At 76.4% G+C, this 10,937-nt stretch carries 12 protein-coding genes; 8 read left to right on the top strand and 4 right to left on the bottom strand.

Features of this window, described 5'->3' with window-relative positions; translation table 11 throughout:
- Positions 1-34: 34 nt before the first annotated feature.
- Positions 35-607, bottom strand: a complete 573-nt coding sequence (locus FB586_RS16730) for a CGNR zinc finger domain-containing protein (protein WP_136520472.1) — start codon at positions 605-607, stop codon at positions 35-37.
- Between the two features lie 166 nt (positions 608-773).
- Between FB586_RS16730 and FB586_RS16725 the strand changes: the two genes are divergently transcribed.
- Positions 774-1,805, top strand: coding sequence for an EamA family transporter (locus tag FB586_RS16725; protein ID WP_136520471.1), 1,032 nt, complete (start codon positions 774-776; stop codon positions 1,803-1,805).
- On the opposite strand, the gene FB586_RS16720 is transcribed toward FB586_RS16725, so the two are convergent.
- Positions 1,789-3,957, bottom strand: a complete 2,169-nt coding sequence (locus FB586_RS16720) for a PQQ-dependent sugar dehydrogenase (protein ID WP_136520470.1) — start codon at positions 3,955-3,957, stop codon at positions 1,789-1,791. The genes FB586_RS16725 and FB586_RS16720 overlap by 17 nt on opposite strands.
- Before the next feature lie 140 nt (positions 3,958-4,097).
- Here FB586_RS16720 and FB586_RS16715 point away from each other — a divergent pair, with 140 nt between their 5' ends.
- The 5 genes from FB586_RS16715 (at position 4,098) to FB586_RS16695 (ending at position 7,733) form a co-directional block, all read left to right on the top strand.
- Positions 4,098-4,550, top strand: a complete 453-nt coding sequence (locus FB586_RS16715; RefSeq protein ID WP_246036866.1) for a hypothetical protein — start codon at positions 4,098-4,100, stop codon at positions 4,548-4,550.
- A gap of 1 nt (position 4,551) precedes the next feature.
- Positions 4,552-4,788: a helix-turn-helix transcriptional regulator gene (locus FB586_RS16710; protein WP_281276688.1), complete on the top strand. Its 237-nt coding sequence runs from the start codon at positions 4,552-4,554 to the stop codon at positions 4,786-4,788.
- A 37-nt stretch (positions 4,789-4,825) separates the two neighbouring features.
- Positions 4,826-5,866, top strand: a complete 1,041-nt coding sequence (locus FB586_RS16705) for an NAD(P)-dependent alcohol dehydrogenase (protein ID WP_222928384.1) — start codon at positions 4,826-4,828, stop codon at positions 5,864-5,866.
- Between the two features lie 78 nt (positions 5,867-5,944).
- Positions 5,945-6,946: a TIGR03557 family F420-dependent LLM class oxidoreductase gene (locus FB586_RS16700; RefSeq protein WP_136520469.1), complete on the top strand. Its 1,002-nt coding sequence runs from the start codon at positions 5,945-5,947 to the stop codon at positions 6,944-6,946.
- 1 nt (position 6,947) lies between these two features.
- Entirely contained in the window at positions 6,948-7,733 is a 786-nt protein-coding gene (locus tag FB586_RS16695) for a coenzyme F420-0:L-glutamate ligase (protein WP_136520468.1), read from the top strand.
- Positions 7,734-7,765: 32 nt separating this feature from the next.
- On the opposite strand, the gene FB586_RS16690 is transcribed toward FB586_RS16695, so the two are convergent.
- Positions 7,766-9,022, bottom strand: a complete 1,257-nt coding sequence (locus FB586_RS16690; protein ID WP_136520467.1) for a DUF418 domain-containing protein — start codon at positions 9,020-9,022, stop codon at positions 7,766-7,768.
- Between the two features lie 129 nt (positions 9,023-9,151).
- Entirely contained in the window at positions 9,152-9,727 is a 576-nt protein-coding gene (locus tag FB586_RS16685) for an HhH-GPD-type base excision DNA repair protein (RefSeq protein ID WP_136520466.1), read from the bottom strand.
- A gap of 338 nt (positions 9,728-10,065) precedes the next feature.
- On the opposite strand from FB586_RS16685, the gene FB586_RS19500 reads away from it, so the two are divergent.
- A complete protein-coding gene (locus FB586_RS19500) occupies positions 10,066-10,503 on the top strand; it encodes a hypothetical protein (RefSeq protein ID WP_168800591.1) in 438 nt (145 codons plus the stop codon).
- Positions 10,500-10,886 carry a DUF2750 domain-containing protein gene (locus tag FB586_RS19495; RefSeq protein ID WP_168800590.1) on the top strand — a complete coding sequence of 129 codons (387 nt, stop codon included), beginning with the start codon at positions 10,500-10,502 and terminating at the stop codon, positions 10,884-10,886. Before FB586_RS19500 ends, FB586_RS19495 begins: the two co-directional genes overlap by 4 nt.
- Positions 10,887-10,937 lie beyond the last annotated feature (51 nt).

Below are 10,937 nucleotides of genomic sequence, written 5' to 3'. Positions count from 1 at the left end.
GGGCGCCGCGCGGGCGGCCAGGATAGGTGAAGGTTCAACCTTCGTGGTCGTCCCGGGGCGGTGCGGCGCCGCGTCGGGCGCGGTAGGCGGCCACGTGCACCCGGTTGGCGCAGCCGTTGACGTCGCAGAACCGGCGCGAGCGGTTGCGCGAGAGGTCGACCAGCACGGCGTCGCAGTCGTCGGCCGCGCACGTGCCCAGGCGGTCCCACTCGTCCGCGCGCACGAGGTCCGCGGCCGCGAGCGCCGACTCCGCGAGCACGACGGCGGCGGGCGGGGCGTCCGGTGCGGTGGCGTGCAGGTGCCAGTCCATCGCGTCGTGGCGCACGAGCGAGGGGACCGCCTCGGCGTCGCGCAGCATCGTGTTGATCGCATCCGCCGCCTCGTCGCGGTCGACCGCCCAGAGGGCGGCGACCCGGGTGCGGGCGTCGCGGACCGCCGCGAGCTCGGCCGCGTCCCCGTCGTGCCGGCCGGTGTAGCCCCACCGGGCGCGGAACGCCGCGAGGTCGGCGACCGTCGCGAGCGCGTCCGCCCCGTCGCGTCGGCGACCCGTGTTCACCAGGTCGGCGGCGGCGCGCAGGTTGGCCTCCGTGTCATGGGCGAAAAGCATGTTGACCCCTGTCGCGACGGCACCGTAGCGTCATGAGCATAGGAGTGGTTCGCACCTGACACCGGCGACCCCGGCGCGTGCACGGCTCCTCGTCGTCGCGGTCGCCGGCCGCGACGCCGGCCGTCCGCGCCGCGGGCGGCGTCCGTCGCCCGCACGGCGGGCCGGGATGTCGGGGGGGCACGTGCAGGGGACGGGTGCGCGCAGCGCGGGGGTCGTCGCCGGTCTCGCGGCCGCGCTGGCGTTCGCGACGAGCGGTCCGGTCGTCAAGCCGCTGCTGGCCGCCGGCTGGTCGCCGGGCGCGGCGATCCTCGTGCGGCTCACGCTCGGGGCGGTGCTGCTCGCCGGCCCGGCGCTGCTGGCCCTGCGCGGGCGGTGGTCGGTGCTGCGCGCCGACGCCGGCACGGTCGTCGGGCTCGGGCTCCTCGGGGTCGCGGGCGCCTCGACGTCCTACTTCCTGGCCGTCGACCGGCTGCCCGTAGCCGTCGCGCTCCTCGTCGAGTACACGGGCCCGCTGCTGCTGGTGCTCTGGTCCTGGCTGCGCACGCGGCAGGCGCCGTCGCGCACGACGCTGGTCGGGGCCGCGCTGGCCATGGGCGGTCTCGTGCTCGTCCTGGACGTGACGGGCTCGCTGCGGCTGGACCCGCTCGGCCTGGTGTTCGCGCTCGCCGCCGCCGTGGGCAACGCCGCCTACTTCGCGCTCACCGCGCGGCCGATCGCGCTGCCGCCTGTGACGCTGGCCGGTGCGGCGATGGTCGTGGGCGCGGCCACGGTGGCGCTGCTCGCGCTCGTGCGGGTCCTGCCGCTGGAGGCGCCCGACGTGCGGGTGGACGTGCTCGGCACGAGCGTGCACTGGGCGGTGCCGCTCGCCGTCGTCGGCGTGGTGCCGACGGCGGTCGCGTACGGGGTGTCCGCGGTGTCGGTGCGCCTGCTCGGCGAGCGGGTCGCGTCCTTCCTCGCGCTGTCCGAGGTGCTGTTCGCCGTGGTGCTGGCGTGGGTGCTGCTCGGCGAGGCGCCGCGCGGCATGCAGGTCCTCGGTGCGGCGCTCGTCGTGGCCGGGGTCGCGACCGTGCGGCGCGGCGCGGACCGGGACGTCGTCTCCGGCGCCGCACCGCCGCCCGCGGACGTCCGCGCCCCGGTGCCCGACCAGGACCTGGACCCCCCGGCCGGGCGCGCGACGACCGTCAGCCCCCGAGCGTGAGCTTCAGGACCCGCTCGTCGCTGTTGTTCGCGACCGAGTCCTTGTCACCGCGCGTGCTGGTGGTCAGCCACAGCCCCCCGTCGCCGCTCGGCTCGACCGTGCGCAGCCGGCCGTACGTGCCCTGCAGCAGGGACCGGACGTCCGTCAGGGCGCCGTCGGCCGTGATCGTCGCCCGGTACAGGCGCGCGCCCCGCAGGCACGCGATCCACAGGTGGTCGCCGACGACGGCGACGCCGCTGCACGACGCGGACGCCACCGGCAGCGTCAGCCGCGGCGCGACCAGGCCCGCACCGGAGCACTGCCCGCTCGTGCCCTCGCACTGCGGCCACCCGTAGTTGCCGCCGCGGACCACCAGGTTCGTCTCGTCCATGACGGAGTTGCCGAACTCCTGCTGCCACAGCCGCCCGCGGGAGTCGAACGCGAGCCCCTGCGGGTTGCGGTGGCCGTAGCTCCAGACGGCGTTGCCGAAGGGGTTGTCCGCGGGGACGCCGCCGTCGGGCCGCACGCGCAGCACCTTGCCGGCGAGGTTCGACGTGTCCTGCGCCCACGCGGGGTTCTGGCCGTCGCCGGTGGCGACGTAGAGCATCCCGTCCGGCCCGAACCGCAGCCGGCCGCCGTTGTGGTACTTGTTCCGCGGGATGCCCTGCACGAGCACCTGGGGCGCACCGGTGAGGGCGCCGTCGACGTAGCGGATGCGCACCACCCGGTTGTCGGTGGTCGTGGTGTGCATGACGTACAGCCACGGGTCGTCCTCGAAGTCCGCCGCGACGGCGAGCCCGAGCAGGCCGCCCTCGCCGTCGGTGCCCGCGAGACCCGGGATCGTGCCGGGCACCACCGCCGTCGCCCCGGTCGCCGGGTCCAGGCGCACGACGCGGCCCGCGTCGCGGCGGCCGTACAGCACCGACCCGTCCGGCAGCTCGACGAGGCCCCACGGCAGGTCACGGTCGGTGGCGACCTGACGCACCGTGCAGATCGCGCCCGTGCACCCCGTACCGGTCGTCACGCGCACCAGGGTCGACGCCGCCGACCGGTTGCCGGCCTGGTCGCGTGCCCGCACGGCGTACGCGTACGCCGTGCCGGCGGCGAGGCCCGAGTCGACGAAGGACGTGGCGGAGCCCGGCACGGTCCCGACCACGACGCCGTCGCGCAGCACCTCGTAGCCGGTCACGCCGACGTCGTCGGTCGACGCGGTCCAGCGCACCGTCACGGAGGTGCCGTCGGCGACGGCGGCCACACCGGTCGGCACCGTCGGCGCACGCGTGTCCGTCTGGCAGGGCGGGACGGCCAGCTCGAGCGTCGGGCTGGCCTGCGACACGTTGCCGGCCGCGTCCCGCGCGTTGACGTACAGCCCCCAGGTGACGCCGGGGGAGAGGGTGAGGGCCGCCGACGTCGCCGTGCCGGGCACCGACGTCATGTGCTGCCCGTCGTGGTAGACGTCGTAGGCCGCCACGCCGACGTCGTCGGTGGAGGCCGTCCACGTGAGCGTGACGGCGGTGCAGGTCAGGCCGCTGGTGCGCAGACCCTGCGGCGGCGTGGGCGCCGTGGTGTCCGACGCGGGCGCGACCGGGACGAGCTGCCACTGCTGGTTGCGCGCGTCGCGGTCGGTCCGCTGCCCGACCGCCGCACCGTCCGCCCGGGACGCGCCCAGGACGTCGAGCACCTTGCCGCTGTGCCGCAGGACGAGCCGGACGTGCCCGCCCGCCGAGTCCGCGAGCCGCACCTGCTGGTGGCGCGCCGCGCGGTCGGTCTGCTGCACCACGGGCGCCCGGTCCACGCGCAGGCCGCCCACGACCTGGAGCGCCTTGTCGGAGTGGCGGGCCCGCAGCCGGTACCAGCCGTCCCCGGCGTCCACGAACCGCCACTCCTGCGACGCCCGGCCGTCGCGTCGCGACTCCTGGACGACGGGCGCGCCGTCGGCGGTCGACGCGCCGGCCACGTCGAGCGCCTTCCCGCTGTGCCGGTTCACGAGCACGTACCAGCGACCGGGGTCGACGGTCGCGGCGCTCGCGGGTGCGGCCGCGACCGGGACGAGGAGCGCGGCGAGCGCCGCGGCGACCGCGCCGGCGAGGGCGCGCGCGCCGGGGGCGCGCCGTCGTGGCCGCCGGTGCGGTGCGGCGGTCGGGTGCGGCGTCGGCGAGGTCTCGGACGTCATCGTCGGTCCCTTCGGGCGCGGGTACGGCCGACGATCCGCCCTCGGGCCGGGCCGGACAACCCCCGTCCCGTCATGAATCGCTTCGCAGGGGCGCAGGTCAAACATTCTTGACACTCCGCACGCGCTGCGCCAAGGTGGGCATGTCAAAGATTCATGACATCGAGGAGGCGGTCGTGTCGTACGAGGAGAAGGGCGCGTGGGTCTACGGGCTCGTCGCGCTGGGCGCGTGGCTCACGTACGTCCTCGTGCTCCTGGCCCGGGCGGACGGCGGTCCGCTCGTCGACGTGCGGTACGTGCCGACGCTGCTGTGGACCGTCGGCATCTCGGCGTTCGCGCCCGTCGTGGTCCGCACGCTCGTCGAGGTCGTCCGCCCGAGCGACACCCGCCGTGCCGACGTCCGCGACCGGGACATCGACCGCCGCGGGGAGTACGTCGCGGGGATCGTCCTCGGGGTCGGGATGGTCGGGCCGTTCGCCCTCGCGCTGGCGGACGCCGACACGTTCTGGATCGCCCACGCGATCTGGACCGTGTTCGTCCTCGCGGCCGTCGTCGGCTCGGTCGTCAAGGTCGTCGCCTACCGCCGGGGCCTGTGACGTGGGACCGACCCCCAAGCCGACCCGGGTCACGAACGCCATCCGCGCCCTGCGCGCCGCGCGCGACGACATGACGCAGGCGGAGCTCGCGCGGCGCATCGGCGTCACGCGGCAGACCGTCATCGCCATCGAGCAGGGCCGCTACTCGCCGTCGCTGGAGACGGCGTTCCAGATCGCGCGGGCGCTGGGCGTCCGCATCGACGAGGTCTTCGCCTACCCCGACGACGCGGCCGACTGACGCCGGCGTCGTCCACCGTCACCCCCGGAGGTCCCCCGTGCCCGCTCCGTCCCCGTCCACCGACACCCCCACCCCGGCGACCACGACCGTGGTCGCCCACCACCGCTACGGGCCGCCGGAGGTCCTGGTGGCCGAGCGTGCGCCCATGCCCGTCGCCGGCGCGGACGAGGTCGTGCTCGCCGTCGAGGCCGTCGCCGTCAGCCGGGCCGAGGCCGCGTTCCGGGCCGCGCGTCCCGCCGTCGCCCGGCTCGCGACCGGCCTGCTGCGTCCGCGGCGGCCGGTGCTGGGCGGCGACGTCGGCGGGCGCGTGCTCGCCGTCGGCGCGGGCGTCACGCACCTGCGCCCGGGGGACCGCGTCCTCGCGCAGACGGGCATCGCCATGGGCGGCTACGCACGGCACCTGCGGGCGCCCGCCACCGCCGTCCTGCCCGTGCCCGACGGCGTGCCGACGCCCGAGGCCGTCGCGCTCGCGGAGGGCGGGTCGACCGCCCTGCCGTTCGTGCGGGACCACGCCCGGGTCCGTCCAGGCACGCGGCTGCTCGTCAACGGGGCGTCCGGGGCGGTCGGCGCGGCGGCCGTGCAGCTCGCCGCGCACCTCGGCGCCGAGGTCACGGGCGTGTGCAGCACGGACCACGTCGAGCTGGTGCGGTCGCTCGGCGCGGCCTCCGTGGTCGACCGCACCCGCACGCCGCTCGAGGCCCTGGCGGGCCCGTACGACGTCGTGCTCAACGCGGTCGGCACGAGCTCCTTCCGCCGCTGCCGGCACCTGCTCGCGCCGGGCGGGTCCTACCTCACCACGGTGCCGGGCGCCGGGATCCTCGTGCGCACCGCCCTGCGCCCGGTGCTGCGCGGCCCGCTGCTGCGGGGGCCGCTGGGCGGCAGGACGGCGGCGATCGCCTTCACCGGGCTGCGCCCGGCGGCGGACCGCCTGGCGGACGTCCGGCACCTGCTGGACCTCGCCGCCGCGGGGGCCGTCCGCGGCGTCGTCGACCGCACCTGGCCGCTCGAGGAGGCGGCCGCGGCGCACGCCTACGTCGACACGGGCCGCAAGGCGGGCACGGTGCTGCTCCTGCCGTGAGCCGGGCGCCGGCGAGCGCGTATCGTCACGAGGGGCGGCGCCCGGGTGCCGCGACACAGCACCAGGTGGAGGACACGGATGGCTGACCTGACGGTCGGGTACGCGGCGATGCTCGAGCAGTTCCACCCCCGCGAGGCGGTCGAGCTCTCGGCGTACGCGGAGGAGCACGGCTTCTCCGGGGTCATGGCGGCGGACCACTTCCAGCCCTGGGTCCCGGCGCAGGGGCAGTCGTCCTTCGTGTGGAACGTGCTCACCGCGATCGGCGAGCGCACCACCGGCGACATGGGCCCGGGCGTGACCGCGCCGACGTTCCGCTGGCACCCGGCGATGGTCGCGCAGGCGTCCGCGACGCTCGCGGCGATGTACCCCGGGCGGCACTGGCTCGGTCTCGGGTCCGGCGAGGCGCTCAACGAGCACGTCGTGGCCGGCTACTGGCCGGAGGCCCCCGAGCGGATCAACCGCATGTTCGAGGCCATCGAGATCATCAGGAAGCTGTTCACGTCCTCGCTCGCGGGCAAGGACGTCAAGCACGCGGGGCAGTTCTACAAGCTCGAGTCGACCCGGCTGTGGACCATGCCGGAGGAGGCCCCCGAGATCCTCGTCGCCACCGCGGGCCCGGTGACGGCCAGGCGGACCGGCAAGCACGCGGACGGCATCATCACGGTCGGCGCGCCGCTCGAGAAGATCTCCGGCCTGTTCGGCAAGTTCGCGGAGGGCGCGCGCGAGGCCGGCAAGGACCCCGACGCGATGCCGAAGGTGCTCCAGCTCCACCTGTCCTGGGCGGAGACCGACGAGCAGGCGCTCGCGAACGCGATGCACGAGTGGCCGAACGGCGGCATGAAGTTCCCGAAGGCGGACATCCGCTCGCCGTTCGACTTCGAGCAGATGGCCAAGCTCGTGCGCCCGGAGGACTTCCAGGGCCGGATGGTGATCTCCGCCGACCCCGACGCGCACCGGGCCGAGATCCAGAAGTACGTCGACCTCGGCTTCGACCGCATCTACCTGCACAACGTCGGCCGCAACCAGCGCGAGTGGATCGAGGTCTTCGGTCGCGACGTGCTGCCCAAGCTGGTGCGCTGACATGATCGAGCTGCGCCTGTGGGCGCCCGACGGCGTGCCCGAGGTCGTCCCCGGCGACGACCTCGTGGCGCTGCTGGCCGCCGCGCTGCGCACCGACGCGGCGGCCGACCCGTCGCACGCGCTCGCCGACGGCGACGTCCTCGTCGTGACGAGCAAGGTGGTGTCCAAGGCCGAGGGGCGCGTCGTCGCCGCGGACGACCGCGAGCAGGCGATCACGGACGAGACCGTGCGCGTGGTCGCGACCCGCGAGCACGCCGGCGGCGTCACCCGCATCGTCGAGAACCGGCTCGGCCTGGTCATGGCCGCGGCCGGGGTGGACGCGTCGAACACGCCCGAGGGCACGGTCCTCCTGCTGCCCGTCGACCCCGACGCGTCCGCCCGCGCCCTGCGTGCCGGGCTGCAGGACGCGTTCGGCGTGCGGCTCGGCGTGGTCGTCACGGACACCGCGGGGCGCCCGTGGCGGCAGGGCGTCACCGACCTCGCGATCGGGGCCGCCGGGGTGCAGGTGCTCGACGACCTGCGGGGGCAGCTCGACACGTTCGGGCGGCCGCTGACGATGACCGTGGCCGCCGTCGCGGACGAGCTCGCGAGCGCCGCGGAGCTGGTCAAGGGCAAGGCCGCCGGGCGGCCCGTCGCCGTCGTGCGTGGTGCGGCGCACCTCGTCGGCGACGAGGACGGGCCGGGCGCCCGCGTGCTCGTGCGGACGGGGCCGGACGACATGTTCCACCAGGGCTCCGCCGAGGCGTACGCGCAGGGCTGGAAGGACGCGCTCGCGACCGAGCGGTGAGCCCGCCGGCGCCGCCCCCCCACGCGCCGCCGTCAGGCGGCGGTCGCGGGGGCGGGGGCGGGGGCGGGCCGGCGGTAGACGAGACGGCGGTAGAGCGCCTCGGCGGGGCCGCGTCGCCCGGCCCTGTCCAGGGCGACCGCGACCGCCACGGTGACGAGCCACACCCCGACCGCCCACGCGACGACCTGGGCCGAGGACAGGTGCTCGCCCAGCCCGCCGGCCCACGCCGCGAGGGGCAGCACGAACAGCACCGACTGGAGCAGGTAGCAGGTCAGCGACCGCACGCCGACGGCCCGCAGCGCGCCCCCGACGGGGCCGAGCGTGGCGACCGTGACCCGGCGCGCCGCGACGACCCAGGCCACGAGGGCGGCGAACGCCACGCCCCCGGCGGTGCCGCTCACCTCGTGCAGCGCCGCCACGCCGAACAGCTGCCCGGTGGTCGGCGTCCACACCTCGGCCACGGCCAGGGCCATCGGCAGACCGCCCAGCACGCTGGCGGTCAGCCCGCCCACGACCCACCGCCGCAGCAGCGGCAGGTGCGCCGCGGGGTCCTCGAGGACGGCCCGCCGCGCGAACCACAGGCCCAGGAGCACGAGCGGGAGGGCCGCGACGGCGCCGAACGGGGCGATCAGGACGGAGAACGACCGCAGGAGCATCGCGCCGAGGACGGAGTGCTCGGCGGCGGCCATGACGTCCCCCTGCCCCATGACCTCCGGCTGGGTGCTCGTCCACGCGGCGAGCGCCTGCATGGCGCCCATGAGCACGCCGGACAGCGCGAGCGCGATCCCCCCGACCACGGCCAGGCGGCGTCCGGGGGCGCGCACGAACGCCACCGCGACCAGGCCGGCCACGCCGTAGATCGCGAGGATGTCGCCCGCGAACAGCAGCAGGATGTGCACGACGCCGAACGCGACGAGCCAGCCCGCGCGCCGCAGCAGGTCGGCGCGGCAGGCGGGCCACGGCACCCACGCCGCGGCACGGCGGCGCACGACGACCCCGATCCCGTACCCGTAGAGCAGCGCGAACATCGGCATCGTGCGCCGGTCGACGAACAGGGCCACGACGCCGTTGACGACGCGGTCGACCGTGGACCCGTCGACCGGCCGGCTCCCCGCCCCGACCTGGACGCCCCACAGGTGCAGCACCGAGTTCGCGATCGCGATGCCGAGGAGCGCGAGGCCGCGGGCGACGTCGGGGGCGACGGCGCGCTCGGCCAGCGCCACGGGCGCGACGGCGGGGACGGGCGCGGGCGGGGGCGGGACGGGCGCCGGCGGCGTGGGGGTGCTCATGGGGACCATCCTGGCGAACCGGGGGAACCCGCGGCCTCGGCCTGCAGGTGGGTCCTCCCCTCGGTCACGAGGACGACCGTCGCGTCGTCCGGCCGGTCCTCGCCCGGTCCGTCGACCGGTGGACCGGCGTCAGCGCGCGGCGCGTGCGGCGGCCTTCGCCGCCTTCTTCGTCTCGCGCACCCTGCCCAGCGAGACGGCGTCGCGCACGTCGGCGATGGAGCGGAACTCGTCGTCGCCGTACGCGCCGGCGGCCTCGCGCCACCCCGTGGGGGTGACGCCGCGTTGCTTGCCCAGCAGCGCGAGGAAGATCTTCGCCTTCTGGTCTCCGAACCCGGGCAGGGCCTTCAGCCGCTTCAGCACCGTCGGGCCGTCGGGGTCGCCGTCGGTCCAGAGCCGCGTGACGTCGCCGTCGTACTCCTCGACGACCGCGCGCGCGACCGCCTGGATCCGGCCGGCCATGGAGCCGGGGTAGCGGTGCACCGCCGGGGGCGTCGCGCACAGGGCCGCGAACTGCTCGGGGTCGGCGTCGGCGACCCGGCGCGGGTCGAGGCCGCCCATGCGCTCGGCGATCTTGGCTGGGCCGGCGAACGCGGTCTCCATCGCCACCTGCTGGTCGAGGAGCATGCCGAGCAGGAGGGCGAAGGGGTCCTCGTCGAGCAGGCGGTCCGCCGCCTCGTCCCCGGTCATCCACAGCGGTGCCGTCATGGCGCCATTCTGACGCAGAGCGGGGCGCCGGCGGGCGGGAGCCACCGGGCGAGGAACGGCTCGAACCTCCGACGGAACGAGTCGTCGGGTCCGCCGGTCAGGGAGGCGTAGGACCGGGCCGACCGGTCCCAGGCGGCGCGGTCGTCGGCAGAGCCGCCGGTCGTCGGGAGCGCCATACGGGTCATCCTGGCGCAGTGGGCTGTCGGAGGTGCGCCCCGCCCGCCACACTGACCACGGCCCGGCGGTCGCCGCGGGCCAGTACGAGAGTCAGGGGGCGCGATGACAGGCGGTGGGCGCAGGTCGGGCCGTGCGGGAGCACTGCGGCGACGGCCGCGACGGTGGAGGAGCTGACGTCGGCCGGCGTCGCGGCGCTGCGCGAGCAGGTGCTGCGGCGCTGGCCCGAGGAGGTGCAGGAGCGGTTCTGGGACGGCCCGGTGTGGCACGCCGCGGTGCCACGTCGCGGGACGACCGTGCGGGCGGAGCACCTCGAGGGCTGCTGGTCCGTCGTCGTCGAGCCCGGTGCCCACGCGTTCGAGACGCACGACGCGACCGTCCGGACGCTCGTACGGCTGGTCGACGCCGTCGTGCGCGGCGACGTGTGGGTGGTGCGGTGGCAGGTCGGACGGCTCGCGTCCGGGTCGTGGCTGGAGGACGGCGAGGGCGAGCGCTTCACGGGCGGGTCCGGCGGCAGCCGGCTCGACCGGCTCGCCTCGTCCGTGCCCGGCTACCGGCGCACGCGTGTGCCGCTGCCGGACGGGACGCGGGAGGCGACGTGAGAGCGGTCGTGGAGGAGTTCTGCGCGGGCGCGCTCGCCGCGGGGTGCGTCTGGGTGCTGCGCGACGCGGACGGGTACGTGTGCGTGCGCTCCGGCGACGCGGCGCGCGACACGATGCCGTTTTGGTCGAGCCGGGCCCGGGCCGTCACCGTGACGCGCCGTGCTCCCGCGGAGCGCCACCTCGTCCCGGAACCCGTCGACCTCGAGGCGTTCGTGGCGCGGTGGCTGCCCGGCCTGGGCCGGGACGGGACGCTGGTCGGCGTGGACTGGACCGGGGTGCGGTCCGGGGGCGCGGAGCACGAGCCGCACGAGCTGGCCGAGGCGCTGGCGCGCGCCCCGGGCAGGGGGACCGGGGCCGACGGGGACGGTGCGCAGGCGAGGTGACCCGGCGGTGACGTCACGGCCGCGCCCACGCACCCGGGAGCGCTCGTGACG

The organism is Cellulomonas telluris (genome assembly GCF_004886325.1).
Lineage (GTDB): Bacteria > Actinomycetota > Actinomycetes > Actinomycetales > Cellulomonadaceae > Cellulomonas > Cellulomonas telluris.
The sequence above is the reverse complement of the archived record's forward strand: the minus strand, read 5'-3'. Positions and strand labels throughout refer to the sequence as shown.

Coding starts and splice junctions, on each gene's coding strand:
- FB586_RS16730 (WP_136520472.1), bottom strand. CDS start 607: ATGCTTTTCGCCCATGACACGGAGGCCAACCTGCGCGCCGCCGCCGAC.
- FB586_RS16725 (WP_136520471.1), top strand. CDS start 774: ATGTCGGGGGGGCACGTGCAGGGGACGGGTGCGCGCAGCGCGGGGGTC.
- FB586_RS16720 (WP_136520470.1), bottom strand. CDS start 3,957: ATGACGTCCGAGACCTCGCCGACGCCGCACCCGACCGCCGCACCGCAC.
- FB586_RS16715 (WP_246036866.1), top strand. CDS start 4,098: ATGTCAAAGATTCATGACATCGAGGAGGCGGTCGTGTCGTACGAGGAG.
- FB586_RS16700 (WP_136520469.1), top strand. CDS start 5,945: ATGGCTGACCTGACGGTCGGGTACGCGGCGATGCTCGAGCAGTTCCAC.
- FB586_RS16695 (WP_136520468.1), top strand. CDS start 6,948: ATGATCGAGCTGCGCCTGTGGGCGCCCGACGGCGTGCCCGAGGTCGTC.
- FB586_RS16690 (WP_136520467.1), bottom strand. CDS start 9,022: ATGAGCACCCCCACGCCGCCGGCGCCCGTCCCGCCCCCGCCCGCGCCC.
- FB586_RS16685 (WP_136520466.1), bottom strand. CDS start 9,727: ATGACGGCACCGCTGTGGATGACCGGGGACGAGGCGGCGGACCGCCTG.